Genomic DNA, 20,474 nt, shown 5'->3' on the forward strand with positions numbered 1-20,474 from the left:
ACAGACGGCAATGTACTTGTAACGAACAAATTTGATCACCAGCTCGCGAAAGCGTGTTAGGAACGTTCGTCAACACTCACGAGGTGTACGCCCGTTGCTGTGTCCCAGGAGGTCACTGTGCTCGTTCGCCGCACATCCCGCGCGCCGCTGGTCACGGCCTCGCTGACGGCCGCTCTGCTGGCACTCGCGGGCTGCGACTCGGGGTCGGACGCCGGCCCCGACGGCGGCTCCGCCAAGTCGAGCGGCCCCGCGGTGATCGCCCCCGGAAAACCCGGTGAGGCGGCTCAAACCCTCTCGCCGGAAGAAGTCGAGAAGCAGCGCGCCGAGGACGACTCGCCGAATTCCGCGGACTTCGACTACGCGCGCATGATGATCGCGCACCACACCCAGGCCCTGGAGATGACCGAACTCGCCCCCGACCAGGCGAAGTCGACCCAGGTGAAGCGGATCGCCGAGCGCATCTCGGCCGCCCAGAAGCCCGAGATCGAGGCCATGGAGGGCTGGCTGAAGGTCAACGGCGGTGACGGGCGGGCCACTTCGCACGACCACGAGACGATGCCCGGCATGGCGACCGAGGCCCAGCTGACGGAACTCGGCACGCTCGACGGGGAGAAGTTCGACCAGCTCTTCCTGAAGCTGATGATCACCCATCACGAGGGGGCGGTCACCATGGCCACGGACGTGAAGGCGCAGGGCAACAACATCCTGATCGAGGAAATGGCCGACGACGTGATCGCCCAGCAGACGACGGAGATCAGCCGGATGCGCGACCTGACGAAGTGACCGCGGGGCCGCTCCCGGTCCAAGGGCTCAGCGCCGGGCGTGACGGGGGCCGAGCAGGCCCTCGTCGCGCGCCCCGGCGATCAGCCGGAGCGACTTGCGGCGGCTGTGCCCGGTCGCGCACATCACCGCGAGGACCGGGTCGTAGCCGGACCGCTGCGCCGCGAGGTACTCCTCGGCGACCATCCGCCGCCCCTCCACACCGCGCGGCCACGCGGGCCTGGCCCGGCGCCCGGGCCCGTACGAGTCGTCCTGCGGCTCCTCGTCGAGGGGCTCCGCCGCGGTACCGCACGCCTCGAACAGCGGGCCCTCGATCCAGTCGGCGAGCTCGGTCAGGTCCTCCAGGGACAGCGGCGGCTGGGCGTGTACGTCCTCCAGGGACAGCCGGCCCTCGCAGACGACGACGAGCACCTCGACCACGGCGCCGTCCGGGAAGGACAGCCGGGCGTTGAACCAGGCCGTGGCGCCGCCGTGCTCCTGCACTTCCCACGCGGGCCGCACGGTCACCGCGCCGTCCTGCCAGTGGCGATCAGAGAGATTGAGAAAGGATGCTTCCAGCACATACGCAACGTAAGCGCATGATCACATTCTCTGCGTACAGCCACGCATACCGGGGGCGCACGGCACCCCGACGGCGCAGCACCCTCCTCTCTCGCCTCCGCGCCCCTCCCCCGGTGGGCCCGGTGGTGGGATCCTGGAGGCATCAGCGATCTCCTCGGGTAAGGAGTTCCGCGTGCTGCGTGTCGCCGTCGTCGGTTCGGGGCCGAGCGGGTGCTACACCGCCCAGAGCCTCGTCCAGCAGGATCCCCAGGTGCGCGTCGACGTGCTGGACCGGCTGCCGTGCCCGTACGGCCTGGTGCGCTACGGGGTGGCGCCGGACCACGAGAAGATCAAGTCGCTGCAGAACAATCTGCGCACCGTGCTGGAGCACGAGCGGGTGCGGTTCCTCGGCGGCGTCCGGGTGGGTCCGGACGGGGTGCCGGCGGCCCGGCTGCGGGAGCTGTACCACGCGGTCGTGTACTGCGTGGGCGCCGCCGGGGACCGACGGCTCGGCATCCCGGGCGAGGAGCTGCGCGGCAGCTGGTCGGCGACCGAGTTCGTCTCCTGGTACAGCGCGCACCCCGATGCCAGGGCCGACGGCTTCGTCCTCGGGGCGCGATCCGCCGTGGTCATCGGTGTCGGCAACGTCGCGGTGGACGTCACCCGTATGCTCGCGCGCGGCGCGACCGAGCTGAGCCCCACCGACATGCCCGAGGCCGCCCTCGCCTCCCTCGCCGCCAGCGAGGTCACCCGTGTGCACATGGTGGGCCGCCGCGGCCCCTCGCAGGCCCGCTTCACCACCAAGGAGCTGCGCGAGCTGAGCACCCTCCCGGACACCCAGGTGACGGTCAACCCCGCCGAGCTGGAACTCGACCCGGCCTACGCCGACCCGTCGTCACTCCCCGCCGCCCAGCGCCGCAACGTCGAGGTCCTGCGCGGCTGGGCCACCGCGCCCGCCCCGGGCGGCCGCCACCGCATCCGGCTGCGCTTCTTCCTCCGCCCCGTCGAACTCCTCGCCGACGGCGACCGCGTCTGCGGCGTACGCCTGGAGCGCACGGAACCCGACGGCCACGGCGGCCTGACGGGCACCGGCCGGTACGAGGAGATCGAGGCCCAGCTGGTCCTCCGCTCGGTCGGCTACCGGGGCGTCCCCGTCGACGGCCTGCCCTTCGACCCGGCCCACGGCACGGTCCCGCACACCGCCGGACGCGTCCTGCGAGAGGGCGTGCCGTCCCCGGGCGAGTACGTGGCCGGGTGGATCAAACGAGGCCCCACCGGAGTGATAGGCACCAACCGCCCCTGCGCCAAGGAGACGGCGACGTCACTTCTGGAGGACGCCCCGGCGCTCGCGTCCGGCAGCGTGCCGGACGATCCGCTGGCGGCACTGAGGGCAGAGGGCTGCCGGCCGGTCGAGTGGCCGGGCTGGCAGGCGATCGAACGGGCGGAGGCGGAGCTGGGCGCCTCCCTGGGCAGAGGTGTGGTGAAACTCCCCGACTGGGAGTCCCTGATGACCGCCGCCCACCGGGGCACCCCTTGAGGGACGCGGCGAACCGCGCGATCGGCCCCCACCGGCCCGCACTCTGAGCACACACAGGCAACACCCCAGAAATCAACAAACTGTTCAAGTCCCCTATCGTCTCGCCCATGGCATCCACCACCCACCCCGTCGACGAAGTACCCCCCACCCGCCACCTCGTCGCCTTCGGCCTCCAACACGTCCTCGCCATGTACGCGGGCGCGGTGGCCGTCCCCCTGATAGTCGGCGGCGCGATGCGGCTCCCGCCCGCCGACCTCGCCTACCTGATCACCGCGGACCTCCTCGTCTGCGGCATCGCGACGCTGATCCAGTGCGTCGGCGTGTGGCGCTTCGGCGTACGGCTCCCGATCATGCAGGGCTGTACCTTCGCGGCCGTCTCCCCCATGGTGCTGATCGGGACGGAGGGCGGCGGGCTCCCCGCGATCTACGGCTCGGTGATCGTGGCCGGTCTGGCGATCATGCTGCTGGCACCGGTGTTCGGAAAGCTCCTCCGCTTCTTCCCGCCGCTCGTCACCGGCACCGTCATCCTCGTCATCGGCCTGTCCCTCCTGCCGGTGGCCGGGAACTGGGCGGCCGGCGGCGTCGGCGCGGAGGACTTCGGTGAGCCGAAGAACCTGGCGCTCGCCGCGTTCGTGCTGCTCGTCGTGCTGGGCGTGCAGCGGTTCGCCCCGGCGTTCCTCAGCCGGATCGCCGTGCTGATCGGCATCGTCGTGGGGCTCGCGGTCGCGGTGCCGCTGGGCTTCACGGACTTCGGCGGGGTGAAGGACGCCGACTGGCTGGGCATCAGCACGCCGTTCCACTTCGGGGCGCCCACGTTCCACGTCTCCGCGATCCTGTCCATGCTGGTGGTGGCCCTGGTGACCATGACCGAGACCACCGGTGACCTGATCGCGGTCGGTGAGATGACCGGGCGCGAGGTGAAACCCCGTTCCCTCGCCGACGGACTCCGGGCCGACGGTTTCTCCACGGTTCTCGGCGGCGTCTTCAACACCTTCCCGTACACGGCGTACGCGCAGAACGTGGGCCTGGTCGGCATGACCCGGGTGCGCAGCCGCTGGGTCGTCGCGGCGGCGGGCGGGATGCTCGTGCTGCTCGGTCTGCTGCCGAAGCTCGGCGCCGTGGTCGCGGCGATCCCGGCGCCGGTGCTGGGCGGCGCCGGACTCGTGATGTTCGGTACGGTCGCCGCGAGCGGCCTGCGCACGCTCACCCGGGTCGAGTTCAGAGGCAACGACAACCTGACGATCGTGGCCGTCTCGGTGGCCGTGGGGCTGCTGCCCGTCGGGGTGCCCACGGTCTACGCGAAGTTCCCGGACTGGTTCCAGACGGTGATGAACAGCGGCATCAGCGCGGGCTGCCTGACGGCGATCGCGCTGAACCTGCTCTTCAACCACCTTCCGGCCAGGTCCGGTTCAGGTAACGCCGAGGCGGGCGACCCCTCGGGCGGCGGCGCCCACGGGGGCGTCCACAAGCCCCGGGAAGAGGCCGTCTAGGTCGAACGTCTAGGTCGTCCCGGCGCAGGCCCTTGATCTTGGCCGTGCCGTGGTAGACCTGCCGGATCACCCCGCTCTCGCGCAGCACCCGGAAGTGGTGGGTGGCCGTGGACTTCGTGACCGGCAGGTCGAAGTACGAACACGAGAACTCGTCGCCGTCGGCGGCGAGTGCGGGATCCTGCTCGCCGAACTCAACGCGGACTCCCGGCTGGACCGGTCCCGTTGCGTGGTCGACTCCTCCCACGCCAGAGCCCCAAAAGGGAGCAGCACACGGGCCCCTCGCCGGTCGACCGGGGCCGGGCCGGCTCGAAGCACCACCTGATCACCGACGGCCACGGCACCCCGTCTCACCGCCTACTGCGCACGACCGCAATGCACTCCGCTTGCCCAATCATTGACATTGTCATATCGTGGCAATAAGTGATCTTGCACGCCTCACAAAGCCGCCTCACACCGTGGAGTCGCGGCCAAGAGGATCCTCAATCTCCTACGTGCATACGTGCATACGCGCCGATCAGGGGGAAGCTCGCAGCGGGATTCCCTCCCTTGCCCGCAGGCACAGTTATCACATTTCGGCAATATCTCCTCTCTGGTCGGGGATTCCGGCCAATTCACGGTCCTCGATCCGAATATGCGGAAGCTCGGCTTCGAAGGTGACGACGCCAACGGCATCCCCGGCAAGGCCAGTTGGGACAAGCCGCAGGTCCCCAACGTCTCGAGGATGGGTCCTGCGGCACGACCGTATCTACATCCACCGCGTGGATCCGATGACGGTTGACGACATCTCGACTGGTGACGTGAGAATTCCTGATCCTGAGTACCACTGGCGACACAAAGTTGTGGAACTGAAAGGACGGCGTCATGTCTGAGAAGAACTTCGACGACGAGGACGTGAAGGCGGCTCTCGAGAAGACAGACGCCGGCGATGGACCCGGCATCGACAATCTCGATGACCTTCCGGAGAGCGACTTCGTCGCCTTCGCCGAGGACGGCGTCGAGAACGACGCGGTGCCCCCCGCCATCGCTTACGACCGTCCCGTCACGAACCTCATCGACGAGCTGAGCGCGACGGGCCACGTCACCCACGAGTCCTACAGGAAGACGTCGGTCACCCTGCACCACAACGCCGGCCGGCTTTCGCACCAGGGTGTGCTCGAGGTCTGGACGACGCGTCCGGCTTCGGCCCACTTCGACGTGGACGCCGCCGGTGCCGTCGCTCAGTACGTCAAGGTGAACGAGTACGCCTGGGCAGTCGGCAACATGGCCGGCAACCAGAGCTCGATCAGCATCGAAATGGCGAACGCGACGCTCGCGCCCGGCTGGACGGTCGCCGAAGTCACCTGGAAGAGCGCCGCACGTCTCGCTGGCTGGCACTTCGCCAAGGTGATCGGCGAACGCCCCAGCAAGAGCAACCTCTTCTACCACCATCACTGGTCCGCGACCGTCTGCGCCGGCCCGCACATGGACACGATCTACGACAACGTCCTCGCGGCGGCTCAGGAGGCGTACGACCACTTCAAGGAATCACACCCCGTCCCCGGGCCGGACGATGCCAACGGCATCCCTGGCAAGGCCAGTTGGGACAAGCTGCAGGTCCCCAACGTCTGACCGTCCTCGCTGATGGCTTAGCTCACCACGGCTCGTACGAGAACCGGGTCCGCTACGCGTTCGAGGTCGTCGACGCCGTGCGGGAGGTGTGGCCGGCGGACAAGCCGCTGTTCTTCCGTGTCTCCGCCACCGAGTGGCTGGAGAAGGGCGGTGGACGGCCGACGACACGGTCCGCCTCGCCGCCGAACTCAAGACCCACGGGGTGGATCTCCTGGACGTCTCCACGGGCGGCGACGCCTCCGGGGTCCGTATCCCCGTCGGTGCCGACTACCAGGTGCCCGTCGCCGCGGTCGGTCTGATCACGGAAGCCGAGCAGGCCGAGCAGGCCGAGAGGATCCTCGCCAACGGCGAGACCGACGCGGTCCTGCTCGGCCGTGAGCTGCTGCGCACCCCTTCGTGGGCCCGGCAGACCGCCCGTGAACTCGGGGGCGAGGCGCACGTGCCCGAAGCAGTACCACCGGTCGGTCCAGCCGGGGCTCGGACCACCGGCCGAGCCGGTCAGCTCCGTCGGAGCAGGCGGGCCGGAACCGCTTCGGCCAGGGTCCGGTAGCCCTCCGGGTTGAGGTGCAGCCAGTCGCCGTCGTGGAGGTCGGGGAGGAGTCGGCTCGGATCGCCCGGGTCGCGGACCGCGCGGTCGAAGTCGAGGACCGCGTCGAAACGGCCGCTGGTGCGGATCCAGGTGTTGACGGCCTGCCGTGCCGCCTCGCGGTGTCCGGCTGTGTCGTCGTACGGGGTGTTGCCGCCGAAGGGCAGCAGGGTCGCGCCGTACACGCGGATGCCCTGGGCGTGGGCGCGGACGATGATCTGCTCGTAGGCGGCGATGAGGTCGGCGGTGACGCGCTGCTGGGCGGCGGGAGTGGCTTCGGCGGTGCCGAGGTCGTTGACTCCCTCGAAGACGATCAGCTGTTCGACGGCGCTGTGGGCCAGGATGTCGCGGTCCAGGCGGGCGAGGGCGTTGGGACCGAGTCCGTCGTTGAGGACGCGGTTGCCGCCGGCCGCCTGGTTCACCACGGCGATGTGCCGGGTGCCGGGCTGCCGCTGGAGGCGGTCGAAGAGCTGGTCGGGCCAGCGGTTGTTGCCGTTGGTGGTGGAGCCCCGGCCGTCGGTGAGCGAGTCGCCGAGGACGGCGACGGCGGTGGTGGCGGGCCGGGACAGCACCTCGACATCGCTGAGCAGGTACCAGTGGTTGGTCGGGGTCGCCCCCGGGAGGTCCGCGTCCTCGGTGTGGTCGCCGTGCCGGAGGTACGAGGTGGTGCGGGACCCGGGGTGCGAGGTGAGGGCGAGGGAGGCCTGTCCCGCGGCCAGGTACGCCGTCACCGTCAGGTTGGTGCCCGGCCTCAGCGTGAAGTCCAGCGGGTCGGACACGACCTGGGCGCCGACCGGAACGGTCGTGGCCTCCCTGCCGCTGAAGGTCACCGTCCGGGAGGTGCCGGGTTCGATCGCCCCCACCCCCGCCCGCCCGCCCAGCGGGAGCGCCACCGTCACGGCGGTCAACGGCAGGGCGCTGCCGCCGAAGGCGTTGGAGAAGCGCAGCCGGACGCGGTCGCCGCCGGTGGTGACGCGTACGGTCTGCCGCAGAGTCGTGTCGACCAGCACGGCGCGCTCCCCGGTGAACGGCGCCGGTGGCATGTTGGCCGGCTCGGTGAGCTGTGGCATCGCGGACCAGGTGTTCACCCAGTGCCGGGCGGACGTCGCCGCGTCGCCGGTGCCGGCCCCGTCCGTCCGCTGCGGGCTCCTGACCAGGGCGACCACGGCGGCCGACGCCACGACGAGGGCCAGGGCGAGGACACAGGTGGCGATCACGGTCGCGAGCGGCGCCCCGCTCGACGGCCTGGCGGGCTGGGGGCTGCGGAGCGCGTGCAAGGGCGGTGCCTTTCTCCGGAGGTCGGGCGAGCGGGGCCGATCACCGACGCCGTCCGGGCGCGCGCCTGCTCGGCGCCCGGACGGACGGACGGACGGTCGGACACGTCAAGCGGGCGTACAGGCCGTGCCGTTGAGGGTGTACGCCGAGGGTGCGGCGCTGTTGCCCGTGTGGTTGGCCTGGTAGCCGATGCTGACGCTCGCGCCGGGTGCGATCGCGGCGTTGTACGTGGCGTTGGTCGCGGTCACGGTGCCACTGACCGGGCTGTACGTAGCGCCCCAGCCGTTGGTGACGGTCTGTCCGGAGGGCAGGGTGAAGCCCAGTTTCCAACCGTTGACCGCCGTCGTACCGGTGTTGGTGATGGTCACCGAGGCGGTCAGGCCGGTGCTCCAGGCGTTGGTGGTGACGGTCACCTTGCAGGGGCCGGCCGGGGGTTGGGGCGCGGGGCCGGAGCCGTTGAGGCCGAAGAAGGTGAGGACGCGCTCGGCCATGCCCCAGGCGTAGAGGTTGTGGCCGGTGCCCTGGAGGCTGATGGCCTCGACGGGGGCGCGGTCACCGGTGCCGCCGTAGCGGGTGCGGGTCCAGCCGGACTGGGGCGAGTCGGTGGCGGCCGGTGTCTGGCCGACACCGTGCACGTCGGTCCACTGCTTGATCTCCTCGCCGAAGTTCGGGTAGCGCAGCACGTCGTCCGCGGTGCCGTGCCACAGCTGCATGCGCGGGCGGGGTCCCGTGTACCCGGGGTAGGCGCCGCGGACCAGGTCGCCCCAGGCCTGCGGGGTGCGGGTGACGGTGCCGTTCGCGCAGTCGCTGTTCCACTCGGAGCCGTTGGTGGTGGCGAAGCAGGCGAAGGGCACGCCCGCGAAGGCGGCACCGGCGGCGAACACGTCCGGGTAGTCGCCGAGGAGGACGTTGGTCATCATCGCGCCGGAGGAGATGCCGGTGGCGAAGACGCGGTCGGTGTCGGCGCCGTAGGTGCGGACGGTCCAGTCGACCATGGACTTGATGCCCACGGGGTCGCTGCCGCCGCCACGGGTCAGCGCCTGCGGGGAGGCGACGTCGAAACACTTGCTGCTGCGGGTGACCGACGGGTACACGACGATGAACCCGTACCGGTCGGCCAGTGAGGCGTACTCGGTGCCGTTGTACATCGCCGGACCCGAGCCGGTGCAGTAGTGCACGGCCACCACGATCGCCGGGTTCGCGGTGACGCTGTCCGGTACGTACAGGTACATCTGCAGGTTGCTGGGGTTCGTGCCGAAGCCGGTGATCTCGGTGAGCGCCGCACGGGGAGCGGCCTCGGTCTTCGCGGCCGCCGCGGCGGCCGTGGGCGCGGTCAGGAGCGTGGTGGCCGCGAGCAAGGGCACCAGCGCTCCCAGCAGCGCGACGAGCACCGAGCGCAGCGGTCCACGCGTGCGGTCGTGGGGGGTGAGGGTCACGTCGTCGTGCCTTCCTGTGACGCGTTCGGCGGAAGGGAGAAGTCGGTTCAGGTCAGCAGGAGCAGCATCGTGACATGGACATGGTTGCCATGGAAGCGCTCCCACGCGTCGAAAGAATTCGCTCCCGCCGAGCCGCCGCGCCCCCTCGGCCCGCCCGGCGGGCGCGGCCCACCTCCCCCACCAGGCCCGACCCAATGTCTTTTGCGCAAAGCGTTGACTAGAAAGCGCTTGCCCCCTACGTTCCGTTCAGCAGTGTGAACCGGCTACGGCCGACCCGCCTCAGGGACCCCGCACTCCGGAGTCCGACACCCCCTGAGAAACCGCTCCACCTGCTCCATCGAGGTCCACGCCGCATTGCGTCCGCTCGCGCGCGTCGATCAGCACGATGAACAACGTTCATGTACATGGCCCGTCAGCTCTCCCTGAAGGGACGCACCCGCATGCGTACCGTCCCCCCACGTACACAGGCGCAAAGATCAGCTCTGGTGGCCGCCGCGGCCGCCCTGGCGACAGCCGCCGTCCTCGTCCTGCCGCACTCCGCGGGTGCGGCGGAGACCTCCCCCATCGGCTACGGCGCCGGGACCACCGGCGGCGGCAGCGCCACCCCTGTCACGGTCTCGACGCTCGCCGCCTTCCAGAGCGCCGTCACCGGCAACGCGGCCAAGGTCGTCCGCGTGAGCGGCCTGATCCCGTTGAGCGGTCAGGTCGACCTCGGCTCCAACACCACGGTGCTGGGCGTGGGTTCGTCGTCCGGGTTCACCGGCGGCGGCCTGCGGATCAAGGAGGAGACCAACGTCGTCGTGCGCAACCTGACCATCAGCAAGCCGGTCGCGCCTGCCGACGGGATCACCGTCCAGGAGTCCACGAAGGTGTGGATCGACCACAACTCGTTCTCGGCGGACCGCACGCACGACAAGGACCACTACGACGGTCTGCTGGACATCAACCACGGCTCGGACAACGTGACGGTGTCCTGGAACACCTTCAAGGAGCACTTCAAGGGCTCACTGGTCGGCCACAGCGACAACAACGCCTCCGAGGACACCGGTCATCTGAAGGTGACGTACCACCACAACCACTTCAGCAACGTCTACTCGCGCATCCCCAGCCTGCGCTTCGGCACCGGGCACTTCTACAACAACTACGTGGACGGCGCCGAGACCGCCTGCCACTCGCGCATGGGCGCGCAGATGCTCGTGGAGAACAACGTCTTCCGCAACACGGGAGTCGCGGTGACCACGAACCGCAGCAGTGACGTGGACGGCTACGCCAATCTGCGCGGCAACGACCTCGGTGGGGCCGCCACCGAGATCTCCCGGGTGGGGACCTTCACCACCCCGCCCTATGGCTACACCGCCGAGCCCGCCTCCTCCGTCGTCGCCTCGGTGACGTCGGGCGCGGGCGCCGGAAAGCTCTGACACCCCCCATCCGCCCGGACAACAGAAGGAATCGGGACATGACTTCTGCAACACGTCCGCGTGCCCGCACGCGCGCGCTGACCGGCACGTTCGCCGCGTTCAGCCTCTCGTTTGGCATGATCATGACTAGCGGGGCCACTCCGGCCAACGCCGCCACCTGGCCGACACCCAGCAGCAGCCAGCCGGTGTCCTCCACCATCTCGGTGTCGGGCACGAGGGACGGCGGCATGGTCCGCTACTACGGCAGCGGCGCCCTGGCCGGCGACGGCCAGGAGGAGGGCCAGGACCCGATCTTCAAGCTCGCGGCCGGCGCGACGCTGAAGAACGTCATCATCGGCGCGCCCGGCGCCGACGGCATCCACTGCGAGGGCAACTGCACCTTGCAGAACGTGTGGTGGGAGGACGTCGGCGAGGACGCGGCGACCTTCCGCGGCGGCTCCACCTACACGGTGACCGGCGGCGGCGCCAAGAAGGCGGCGGACAAGGTCTTCCAGCACAACGGGCCCGGCACCGTGAACATCTCCAACTTCGCGGTCAGCGAGTTCAAGACGCTGTACCGCTCGTGCGGCGACTGCTCCACGCAGTACACCCGCAAGGTGAACCTCAGCAACATCGAGGTGACCGGGACGGGTTCGACCGCGCGGCTCGTCGGCATCAACGTCAACCGCGGCGACGTGGCGACCCTGCGGGGCATCACGATCCTCAACGACAGCAGCCGCAAGGTCGTCCCGTGCCAGAAGTACAACAACACCACCGCGGTCGGTACGGGCCCCGACAGCACCAACTGCCTGTACTCCACCTCGGACATCACCTACAGGTGAGACCGCTCGTCACTCACCGGTGAGTCCGCTCGCGACGGCCGGACGGAGCCTCCCCCCACGGGCCTCGTCCGGCCGTCGGCCGTTGCGCGCGGGGCGCTCACCGTCACGTTCACGCCCCGCCCGTCCTCACCAGATCTTGCGCTCCCAGAGCGGGGCGATCCGCTCCCACTCCTCGTCCCACCGGTCCATCCGCCGCCGCTCCATACGGCCGCGCACGAGCCGGCCGCCCACGAAGGGCACGGCGCCCACGAACAGGCCCGCGAGGGCGCCGACGAGCACGGCGCGCAGCCGCGCCTGGGACTCGCCGGCGGGCTTGGTGACCAGGAGACCCTCGGCGTCCGTCCAGACGGTGACCGGGGCGCCCATCAGGGTGGCGGGATCGACCCGGGCCTGGCCCTCGTGGGCGGAGCCGTCCGGCGCCGTCCAGCGGACCTTCGCCCACACCTTCTCCGTGCCCGTACCGCTCGGGCCGGGCGGCTCCGGCGCGTCCTCGGTGAGGACGGCGCCGACCGGGCGCCACTCGGCGCGCTGCCGGGCGAGGCCCGACTCCACGGAGTCGGCGGCCATCAGGCCCGTGACCACCCCGCCGAGCAGCGTCAGCGCCCAGGCGATCAGCACGACCCAGGACTCCAGCCGATCGCCGCGCCTTCTGAGCGGGTTGCGCCGCCACCGCCACAACCACACCTTCGGACCACGGAATGCCACCATCGGGGGCACCCTCCCTCACACGCGCAGGACTGCCGGACCGCTCTCCCATACGGCGGCGGTCCCCCCGATGCTCATGCGATGTGGGTCACCCTGCCGTCACCCTGCCCGTTCCCAGCGGGCCCCGCTCCGCACGCCACACCCGTCCACGCCCGCTGACCTGCGGCGCAGGCGTGCCGAAGGGTGACTGTCAGTGGTGGGGTGCAGACTGGCCGGTGACTGGGACGACGATGTCCGGGAGGTGGCCGAGATGGCTGACGTAATGCTCACCGTGGGCACACGCAAGGGGCTGTTCATCGGGCGGCGCCGCAAAGGCGCCTGGGAGTTCGACGAAAGCCCGTACTTCAACGCGCAGGCCGTCTACGCGATCGCCATCGACACCCGTACGGACACCCCCCGGCTGCTCGTCGGCGGCGACAGCGCCCACTGGGGCCCCTCCGTCTTCCACTCCGACGACCTCGGCCGCACCTGGACCGAACCCGCCCGGCCCGCCGTCAAGTTCCCCAAGGACACCGGCGCCTCGCTGGAGCGGGTGTGGCAGCTGCACCCCTCGGCCGCCGAGCCGGACGTGGTGTACGCGGGCACGGAACCGGCCGCGCTGTACCGCTCCGAGGACCGCGGGGAGACCTTCGAGCTGGTACGGCCGCTGTGGGAGCACCCGACCCGCGACAGGTGGGTGCCGGGTGGCGGCGGCGAGGGGCTGCACACCATCCTCACCGACCGGCGCGACCGGCGCGCGATGACCGTGGCCGTCTCCACCGCCGGGGTGTTCCGCACCGAGGACGGCGGAGACAGCTGGTCGCCGTCCAACTCCGGTGTCTCCGCGGTGTTCCTGCCGGACCCGAACCCGGAGTTCGGCCAGTGCGTGCACAAGGTGGCCCGGGACGCGGCGACCCCCGACCGGCTGTACCTGCAGAACCACTGGGGCGTGTACCGCAGCGACGACGCGGGCGCGCACTGGGAGGACATCGGCGAGGGCCTGCCCTCCACGTTCGGGTTCGCCGCGGTCGCCCATCCGCACCGCGGGGACACCGCCTATGTGTTCCCGATCAACGCCGACGCCGACCGCGTCCCGGCCGACCACCGCTGCCGGGTCTTCCGCACGGCGGACGCGGGCAAGAGCTGGGAGCCGTTGTCGGCGGGGCTGCCGGTGGAGAACCACTACGGCACGGTGCTGCGCGACGCGATGTGCACGGACGACGCGGACCCGGCCGGCGTGTACTTCGGCAACCGCAACGGCGAGGTGTACGCGTCGGCCGACGACGGCGACAGCTGGCGGCAGCTGCTGTCGCACCTGCCGGACGTGCTGTGCGTGCGCGCGACGGTCGTCGGCTGAGTGGCCGGGAACGGGGGAAGCCGGTTGTTCGCGTCGCTCTCCGGGCGGTCTCCGTCGTCCGCGGGCCGCCCGTACCGTCCGCCAAGTCGGCCCGGAAACGGCCGCGTTCGGCACCGGAACGGTCGTCATCGATCACCTGCGGACCGCCGGTTGATCGTCACGACCGTTACGGCAGTAGGGTGACGCCGTGGCACCACGACCGTTGCATGAAATCGTCGAAGCGGGCTGGGCGAAGGCCCTGGAACCCGTGTCCGGGAAGATCGCCGAGATGGGCGACTTCCTGCGCGCTGAGATCGCCGCGGGACGCACCTACCTCCCCGCCGGATCCAACGTCCTACGGGCCTTCCAGCAGCCCTTCGACGAGGTCCGCGTCCTCATCGTCGGGCAGGACCCCTATCCGACACCGGGGCACGCGGTGGGGCTGTCCTTCTCGGTGGCCCCGGAGGTCCGGCCGCTGCCGGGCAGCCTGCTCAACATCTACCGGGAGCTGAACACCGACCTGGGGCTCTCCCAGCCGTCCAGCGGTGACCTGACGCCCTGGACCCGGCAGGGTGTGCTGCTGCTCAACAGGGCGCTCACCACGGCCCCGCGCAAGCCGGCCGCGCACCGGGGCAAGGGCTGGGAGGAGGTCACCGAGCAGGCGATACGAGCGCTGGCCGCGCGTGGTCGCCCCCTGGTGTCCATCCTCTGGGGCCGTGACGCCCGCAATCTCCGTCCGCTGCTCGGCGACCTGCCGTCCATCGAGTCCGCCCACCCCTCCCCCATGTCCGCCGACCGCGGCTTCTTCGGCTCCCGCCCCTTCAGCCGCGCCAACGACCTGCTGACCCGCCAGGGCGGCGCTCCCGTGGACTGGCGTCTGCCATGACGGGCGGCGCGCCCCCCGTCGTGCTCGCCGTGGACTCCGGTGGGTCCGGGCTGCGGGCGGTGCTGGCCCGGGGCACCGAGGTGCTCGGCGAGCCGGTCGCGTCCGGGGAGGCGGTGCCGACCGGCGCGCGCGGTATCGACACCGGACATCTGCTGGAGCTGCTGCTCCCCCTGGCCCGGCGGTTGCTCGACGCCGCCGGCTGCGAGCGCCCGGCCGCGGTGGCCGTCGGCGCCGCCGGGTTCGCGACGCTCGGCGAGCAGCTGCGCGCCGAGCTGCCGTCGGCGCTGACGCGCGAGTTGGGGGTGGGCCGGGTCGCGCTGGTCGCCGACGCGGTCGCCGCGTACACCGGCGCCCTCGGCGCGCGGCCGGGCGCGGTGATCGTCGCCGGTACGGGGCTGATCGCGATCGGCACGGACCTGGACAGGTGGCGTCGGGCGGACGGCTGGGGCCATCTGCTCGGGGACTGCGGCGGCGGGGCCTGGATCGGGCGCGCCGGACTGGAGGCGGCGCTGCGGGCGTACGACGGGCGCACCGGCGGTTCGGCCCGGCTGCTGGCACGCGCCGAGGAGGTGTTCGGCCCGATGGACGGGCTTCCCGGCCGGGTCTACCCGAGGCCCGACCGTCCGGCGGTCCTCGCGTCCTTCGCGCCCGAGGTGGCCGCCCGCACCGAGGACGACCCGGTGGCGGCCGGCATCCTGCGCGAGGCGGCCCGGCACATGGCCGACGCGGCGGCCGCCGTCTGCCCGGCCTCGGGCGAGCCCCGAGTGGCCCTGACCGGCGGCCTGTTCAAGCTCGGCGACCCGCTCCTCGTCCCCCTGAGGGCGGAGTTGGCCAAGCGGCTGCCGCACGCGCCGCTGGTGCCGGCGGAAGGAGATCCGCTGGTCGGTGCCGTGCGGATCGCGGTCGCCTGGGCGGGTGGCGGACTCGGGTTGCCCTACGACGAGCGGATGTTGTACGCGGTGGCCGAAAAGTAGTACCTGAAACAGGGAGCAATCCAGCCTGTCGGACAAACATCACCGTGCACCCCCAAGAACACCGCTCAGCAGATAAATGCGGTATTGATCGGTCCTGATCGGCACGTAACTCATCAGACAAATCAGGACGGATACCGCTCACCTGCACCCTCCCCGAACAGGGGAGCCCAAGAAGCCAGTAACATGCGGCGCCATGAGTTCCCCCACTGGGCCCGCGTCCGGCCTGCCAGTACGAATGCCGCGACCCCGCCAGCCCGGGCGGCACCGCCGTCCCGAGCCGCTGGCGGCTCCCGAGGGCGCGCCCGCGCTCGTCCTCGCGGTGCCCGGCACGCCCAGCGCCGCCACGCGCAGCCTCGCCGAGGAGGTCGTGAGCATCGCGCGCTCCGAGCTGCCCGGCCTCGACGCCCGCATCGGCTACGTCGACGGCGGTGCCGACGAGTTCCCCACGCTGCAGTCCGTGCTCACGCGCGCCGCCGAGGAGCGCACCGCCCGATACGAGCAGGCGCGCGCCGCCGGCCTGGACGTCAAGGAGCCGGACGGCCCCGTCGCCGTCGTCGTGCCGCTGCTGGCCGGCCCGGACAGCGCGACGCTGCGCCAGGTCCGCCAGGCCGTCATGGAGAGCCGTATCGCGGCCGAGCTGACCGATGTCCTCGGCCCGCACCCGCTGCTCGCCGAGGCGCTGCACGTGCGCCTGTCCGAGGCCGGTCTGGCGCGTGCCGACCGGGCCCGGCTGTTCACCGTCGCCACCGCCGCGGACGGCATCGTCCTGGCCACCGTGGGCGGCGAGGAGGCCGTGCAGGCCGCCGGGATCACGGGCATGCTGCTCGCCGCGCGGCTCGCCGTGCCGGTGATGGCCGCCGCCCTCGACCAGGAGGGCTCGATCACCTCCGTGGCCGAGCAGCTGCGCTCCTCGGGCTCCCAGCAGCTGGCGCTCGCGCCGTACCTGATAGGGCCGGAGATCGACGCCGGTCTGATCGAGGCGGCCGCGACGGAGGCGGGCTGCTCCGCCGCCGACGCGCTCGGCCCCTACCCGGCGATCGGCAAGCTGGCGCTCGGCAAGTACACGACCGCACTCGGCATCGCGCCGCAGCAGCCGCAGGGCATGCCGGTCCGCTGAGCCCGGTGCACCGATCCCGGACCGCGACCCGTACGGCCGAGGGCCCGCTCCTCTCGCAGGAGCGGGCCCTCGGCCGTACGCGTGCCGCACCGCGCGGCCCACTGGCAGGGGTCCGGATCAGACGTCCAGGACGACGCAGGAGGCGGCGGGCGCCTCGATCGAACCGCCTCGTACCGGTACACCCGTGTCCGGGTCGACCGTGAACCAGGTGACGTCGCCCGAGCGCTCGTTGGCCACGTACAGCGTCCCGGCCGCGTAGGCGAGGGCGCGCGGCCAGTGGCCGCCGCAGGGCACGGTCGTGACCAGACGCAGCCCGTCCTCCACGACGGCGAGCACGGAGAGCACGTCCGTGCCACGGGTGGCCGTCCACACGAAACGCCCGTCGGGGGACACCACGACGCCCGAGGGGTACGCGTCGCCTTCCGGGGCGTTCTGGAGCACCGGGGTCTCTCCCAGCGCCTCCAGCGGCCCGTCAGGGGCGTTCCAGCGGCACACGGTGACCGTGGGGGCGAGTTCGTTCAGCACATAGACGTACGACCCGTCCGGCCCACCCGGGTGGAAGGCGAGGTGGCGCGGTCCCGAGCCCGGCGGCAGCGCCGTCTCGTGGCGCACGACGGGGACGCCGTCCTCCAGGGCGCACACCCGCACCGAGTCCGTGCCGAGGTCGACGGCGAGGAAGCGGCGGCCGCTCGGGGCGGGCAGCACCTGGTGGGCGTGCGGCTCCTGTTGGCGACGGGGGTCGGGCCCCGATCCGGTGTGCCGGAGTGTTCCGGACGCCGGGGCCGCGAGGGTGCCGTCGGGGCGCAGGGGGACGGCGGTGACGCCGCCGGAACCGTAGTCGGCGGTCAGCACATGGCCGGCGTGCAGACAGAGGTGGGTGGGACCGCCGCCGACCGCCACCGGGGGCCCGGTCAACTCGGGCTTGTCGCCGGTCACCCGGTAGGCGGCCACGGCGCCCTCGGGTCGCTCGCTGACCGCGTAGAGCGTGCCCCCGTCCGGTGAGAGGGCGAGGTGGGACGGGTCGGGGACGTCGTCCGCGCCGCCGAGGACGGTCAGCGCGCCGCTCCCCTCGTCCACGGCGGCGACGAGGACACCGAGGCCGCCCGCCGAGGTGAACGACCCGATGTAGGCCCGTCGTCTCCTGCCGTGTGTCGTCGTGGCTGGTGCCATCGTCCGTCCCCTCACCGGTGGCTCTTGTGCGGGCGAGGGTAGCAGTAGGTCTAGACCAGAGGGGTTGCGCCCCCGCCGCCCCTACCCGTCCCATCCCCCCAGGGGCCGACGCCCCTTCGACCCCGCACGCCATCGAGCTCGGGGGGTGGGGTGAGTTGGCGGGTGCGGGTTGGGTGTGGTTGCTCGCGCCGTTCCCCGCGCCCCTAAAGGCTCCGGGCGCCACCCATGCTTTTCAGCGGCGCGGGGAACTGCGCGACAGGACCCTGAGGTCAGGCGCGGGCCGGGGAGGAGCCGTGCAGGGGGTGGGCCAGTTCCGCCAGGGCCCCTTCCAGGGCATGGAGGTGGGCAAGGGCCTGGTCGGCGCGCGGGTGATGACCGGACGTGGCCGCGTGCGCCGGCGCGGGGCGCTCGGGCACCGCGCCGACCAGGGCCTCGACGGCCGACTCGACACGACGGCAGGCGGCGGTGAGACGGGCGTCGTGGGAGGCGTCCGGGTCGGCGGCGACGGCGGCGAGGCCGCGGGCCTCCCGGGCACAGTCGTCGAGCAGCGCGAGCACCCGGCGGGCCCGTTCCTTGCGCGGCAGCAGCGGGTTGAGCGGGTGGACCAGGGGCGCGAGGGACAGCCGTACGCGCCCCAGGAGCGCCTCCAACTCCGCCACGCGCGGCGCCGGGTCCGCGTCGGCGTCTCCCGCCAGGCGCAGGGCCGCCGTCGCGGTGCAGCCGTGCACCGCGTGCAGGGCCCGCCGCACCCATCGGTCGGTGACGGCGTCCGTGGTGACGGGGAGGATCAGCGCCACGGCGAGCGCGGCCCCGAGCGCGCCGACCCCGGTCTGCGCCAGGCGGAGGCCGAGCAGTGCCGGATCCAGGACGCCGAGGAGGCCGTAGAGCAGGCCCGCCATGACGGTGACGCAGAGCATCATCCAGGAGTACGACACGGCGGCCGTGTAGAAGATGCCGAACACGCAGACGGCGACCAGCGCGGCCGTGGGCGCCGGGGCGCCGTGCAGGGGGACGGCGACCAGGAGACCGACGAGGATGCCGGTGACCGTGCCGAGGACGCGCCGGAAGCCGCGGACCAGGGTCTCGCCGCGCGAGGTGGTGTTCACGAAGATCCACCAGGCGGTGCCGACGGCCCAGTACCAGCGTTCCTGCGAGAGGACCTGCCCGGCGGCCATCGCGAAGGCGCAGGCGGCGCTCGCCTGGAAGGCCTGGCGGGTGGTGACCCGGGCCAGTCCGCGGCCGTCGGCCGGGGCGGGGGCGGCCGTCGGCGCGGTGCGCCGTTCGATGCACCAGGCGCCGAAGCGCACGGCCGAGGACGCGGCCAGCGCCAGGGTCATCGCCGTGTACAGCTCGGGCAGCTGGCCGGGGACGGCGTGCAGGAACTGGGTGACGAAGAAGGTCATGAACGCGAAGATGCCGAGCGCGTGGCCGCGTGGTCCCCAGCGGCGGGCGTGGACGCCACAGAAGATCACGACGAGCCAGGTGGCGTCCCGCAGCGCCGGCATGTCGTGCAGCACCGTCGCGAGGGCCAGGACCGGGAAGCCCACCGCGGGCAGCAGCGCGGTGGTGACCGCCTGGCCGCGCACCGTCGGGTCGGCGACCGTGAACAGCGCGAGGAGCGCCGCGAGCCCGCCCGTGATCGAGGCGGTCAGCGTCAGCCCCGCCAGTTCCGACAGCGTCACCGCGAGGCCGATGCCGAGCACCGCCCGCAGCGAGACCCGCAGCCGCAGCAGCCCCGGGTCCGGAGCCATGAACATCCTCTTCACCGCCGGCCGCCCGCCCCTCTCCCGTTCAGCTTCGGCCCGCACGGGCCCTTCGCGTTCGCCCACGCCGCGCCGGCATGGAAATGGCGCCGCGGGCACGGACCGGCCTCATTGCCGTCCTGCGCTGCGCGGCGCCATCGATGGTCAGTAGGAAAGCACCAGAGGAGCTGATGGCTCAACCGGCACCCGAATCACTGAGCCATTGGTACAGTTTTCCATGATCACCGAATGCCAGAGGGAGGCCAACGGACCATGGCCGTCGACGAGCTCGACACCCGCATCCTGCGGCTGCTGCTGGACCAGCCGCGCACCAGCGTGCGTGAGTACGCCCGCATCCTCGGCGTCGCCCGGGGCACCCTCCAGGCCCGCCTCGACCGGCTGGAACGCGACGGTGTGATCACCGGCACGAGCCCGTCACTCTCCCCCGCCGCGCTCGGCCACCCGGTGCTCGCCTTCGTGCACATCGAGGTGACCCAGGGGCACCTGGACGACGTGGGCGACGCGCTGGCGGCCGTACCGGAGATCATCGAGGCGTTCTCGATCACGGGCGGCGGCGATCTCCTGACCCGGGTCGTGGCCCGGGACAACGCGCACCTGGAGGACGTCATCCAGGCGCTGATCAGCCTGCCGGGCGTCGTGCGCACGCGCACGGAGGTGGCGCTCAGGGAGCGCGTGCCGTACCGGCTGTCGCCGCTGGTCGAGTCGATCGGCTCGGCGGCGGGCAGACCGGCGAGGAACTGACCGATGGCATCCTGGCGTTCATGAGCACCATCCGCGGCACCACGGTCATCTTCGATCTCGACGGAACGCTCGTGGACAGCGAGCCGAACTACTACGAGGCGAGCCAGCCCGACGTGATCCTCATGATGAGCAAGGGACTCGAGTCGGTCGGCGGTGTCGACGGGCTCGTGGAGATCCCCGGCATCAGGGAGACCCCGGCCGGGATGGACCGCCGGGTGGTGGACCTGGAGGACGGGGTGCTGCTCAGCTTCGGGCCGCGTACGCCGCTGGTGATCGATGTCTTGGTGGAGCGGTTGCATCGGGGCTGACGGC

Annotated in this window: 17 protein-coding genes and 4 pseudogenes; 14 read left to right on the forward strand and 7 right to left on the reverse strand. The window is 71.7% G+C overall.

Annotated elements, in window-relative coordinates:
• The first annotated feature begins 117 nt into the window (after window positions 1–117).
• On the forward strand, window positions 118–783 hold the full coding sequence (locus tag OG272_RS04480; RefSeq protein WP_327731112.1) for a DUF305 domain-containing protein: 666 nt from the start codon (window positions 118–120) through the stop codon (window positions 781–783).
• 27 nt (window positions 784–810) lie between these two features.
• Here OG272_RS04480 and OG272_RS04485 read toward each other — a convergent pair whose 3' ends face one another.
• Window positions 811–1,341, reverse strand: coding sequence for a DUF6214 family protein (locus OG272_RS04485; protein WP_405892599.1), 531 nt, complete (start codon window positions 1,339–1,341; stop codon window positions 811–813).
• 172 nt (window positions 1,342–1,513) lie between these two features.
• On the opposite strand from OG272_RS04485, the gene OG272_RS04490 reads away from it, so the two are divergent.
• Both OG272_RS04490 and OG272_RS04495 read left to right on the forward strand, forming a co-directional pair.
• Entirely contained in the window at window positions 1,514–2,857 is a 1,344-nt protein-coding gene (locus tag OG272_RS04490; protein ID WP_327731111.1) for an FAD-dependent oxidoreductase, read from the forward strand.
• Window positions 2,858–2,964: 107 nt separating this feature from the next.
• Window positions 2,965–4,347 carry a nucleobase:cation symporter-2 family protein gene (locus OG272_RS04495; RefSeq protein ID WP_328222386.1) on the forward strand — a complete coding sequence of 461 codons (1,383 nt, stop codon included), beginning with the start codon at window positions 2,965–2,967 and terminating at the stop codon, window positions 4,345–4,347.
• On the opposite strand, the pseudogene OG272_RS04500 reads toward OG272_RS04495, so the two are convergent.
• A pseudogene (locus OG272_RS04500) lies at window positions 4,267–4,591 on the reverse strand (winged helix-turn-helix domain-containing protein). The gene OG272_RS04495 and the pseudogene OG272_RS04500 sit on opposite strands and share 81 nt — an antisense overlap.
• Between OG272_RS04500 and OG272_RS04505 the strand changes: the two are divergent.
• The 3 genes and pseudogenes from OG272_RS04505 to OG272_RS04515 all read left to right on the forward strand — a co-directional run.
• A pseudogene (locus OG272_RS04505) lies at window positions 4,523–4,692 on the forward strand (IS5/IS1182 family transposase); the annotation flags it as partial. The pseudogenes OG272_RS04500 and OG272_RS04505 overlap by 69 nt on opposite strands.
• Before the next feature lie 516 nt (window positions 4,693–5,208).
• Window positions 5,209–5,955, forward strand: a complete 747-nt coding sequence (locus tag OG272_RS04510; protein ID WP_326584862.1) for an N-acetylmuramoyl-L-alanine amidase — start codon at window positions 5,209–5,211, stop codon at window positions 5,953–5,955.
• 20 nt (window positions 5,956–5,975) lie between these two features.
• Window positions 5,976–6,422, forward strand: a pseudogene (locus OG272_RS04515) (NADH:flavin oxidoreductase/NADH oxidase); the annotation flags it as partial.
• 31 nt (window positions 6,423–6,453) lie between these two features.
• Here OG272_RS04515 and OG272_RS04520 read toward each other — a convergent pair.
• Together OG272_RS04520 and OG272_RS04525 are read right to left on the reverse strand one after the other, a co-directional pair.
• On the reverse strand, window positions 6,454–7,758 hold the full coding sequence (locus OG272_RS04520) for an SGNH/GDSL hydrolase family protein (protein WP_327732341.1): 1,305 nt from the start codon (window positions 7,756–7,758) through the stop codon (window positions 6,454–6,456).
• Between the two features lie 165 nt (window positions 7,759–7,923).
• Window positions 7,924–9,252 (reverse strand): PHB depolymerase family esterase, encoded by a 1,329-nt coding sequence (locus OG272_RS04525; RefSeq protein WP_326584860.1) that lies wholly within the window; start codon window positions 9,250–9,252, stop codon window positions 7,924–7,926.
• A 440-nt stretch (window positions 9,253–9,692) separates the two neighbouring features.
• Here OG272_RS04525 and OG272_RS04530 point away from each other — a divergent pair, with 440 nt between their 5' ends.
• Both OG272_RS04530 and OG272_RS04535 read left to right on the forward strand, forming a co-directional pair.
• Entirely contained in the window at window positions 9,693–10,670 is a 978-nt protein-coding gene (locus tag OG272_RS04530; RefSeq protein WP_327731109.1) for a polysaccharide lyase family 1 protein, read from the forward strand.
• 38 nt (window positions 10,671–10,708) lie between these two features.
• The gene (locus OG272_RS04535) at window positions 10,709–11,491 is read left to right on the forward strand and encodes a pectate lyase (RefSeq protein ID WP_326584858.1); all 783 of its coding nucleotides are present in this window, start codon (window positions 10,709–10,711) and stop codon (window positions 11,489–11,491) included.
• Between the two features lie 126 nt (window positions 11,492–11,617).
• On the opposite strand, the gene OG272_RS04540 is transcribed toward OG272_RS04535, so the two are convergent.
• Complete coding sequence (locus OG272_RS04540; RefSeq protein ID WP_327731108.1) at window positions 11,618–12,199, reverse strand: hypothetical protein; 582 nt, start codon at window positions 12,197–12,199, stop codon at window positions 11,618–11,620.
• Window positions 12,200–12,446: 247 nt separating this feature from the next.
• Between OG272_RS04540 and OG272_RS04545 the strand changes: the two genes are divergently transcribed.
• The 4 genes from OG272_RS04545 (at window position 12,447) to OG272_RS04560 (ending at window position 16,488) form a co-directional block, all read left to right on the forward strand.
• Window positions 12,447–13,532 carry an exo-alpha-sialidase gene (locus OG272_RS04545; protein ID WP_327731107.1) on the forward strand — a complete coding sequence of 362 codons (1,086 nt, stop codon included), beginning with the start codon at window positions 12,447–12,449 and terminating at the stop codon, window positions 13,530–13,532.
• A 187-nt stretch (window positions 13,533–13,719) separates the two neighbouring features.
• On the forward strand, window positions 13,720–14,397 hold the full coding sequence (locus OG272_RS04550; protein WP_327731106.1) for a uracil-DNA glycosylase: 678 nt from the start codon (window positions 13,720–13,722) through the stop codon (window positions 14,395–14,397).
• Window positions 14,394–15,371, forward strand: a complete 978-nt coding sequence (locus OG272_RS04555) for an N-acetylglucosamine kinase (protein ID WP_405892603.1) — start codon at window positions 14,394–14,396, stop codon at window positions 15,369–15,371. The genes OG272_RS04550 and OG272_RS04555 overlap by 4 nt, the downstream gene beginning before the upstream one ends.
• Before the next feature lie 193 nt (window positions 15,372–15,564).
• Complete coding sequence (locus OG272_RS04560) at window positions 15,565–16,488, forward strand: hypothetical protein (RefSeq protein ID WP_326584853.1); 924 nt, start codon at window positions 15,565–15,567, stop codon at window positions 16,486–16,488.
• Between the two features lie 117 nt (window positions 16,489–16,605).
• On the opposite strand, the gene OG272_RS04565 is transcribed toward OG272_RS04560, so the two are convergent.
• Both OG272_RS04565 and OG272_RS04570 read right to left on the reverse strand, forming a co-directional pair.
• Window positions 16,606–17,658, reverse strand: coding sequence for a lactonase family protein (locus OG272_RS04565; protein ID WP_327731104.1), 1,053 nt, complete (start codon window positions 17,656–17,658; stop codon window positions 16,606–16,608).
• Window positions 17,659–17,927: 269 nt separating this feature from the next.
• Complete coding sequence (locus OG272_RS04570; RefSeq protein ID WP_405892605.1) at window positions 17,928–19,415, reverse strand: FUSC family protein; 1,488 nt, start codon at window positions 19,413–19,415, stop codon at window positions 17,928–17,930.
• A 258-nt stretch (window positions 19,416–19,673) separates the two neighbouring features.
• Between OG272_RS04570 and OG272_RS04575 the strand changes: the two genes are divergently transcribed.
• Together OG272_RS04575 and OG272_RS04580 are read left to right on the forward strand one after the other, a co-directional pair.
• Window positions 19,674–20,162 (forward strand): Lrp/AsnC family transcriptional regulator, encoded by a 489-nt coding sequence (locus tag OG272_RS04575; RefSeq protein WP_326584850.1) that lies wholly within the window; start codon window positions 19,674–19,676, stop codon window positions 20,160–20,162.
• Window positions 20,163–20,263: 101 nt separating this feature from the next.
• Window positions 20,264–20,470 (forward strand): annotated as a pseudogene (locus tag OG272_RS04580) (ABC transporter substrate-binding protein); the annotation flags it as partial.
• Between the last annotated feature and the right edge of the window lie 4 nt (window positions 20,471–20,474).

Source organism: Streptomyces sp. NBC_00104 (assembly GCF_045160825.1).
In the GTDB taxonomy this organism is placed as follows: domain Bacteria; phylum Actinomycetota; class Actinomycetes; order Streptomycetales; family Streptomycetaceae; genus Streptomyces.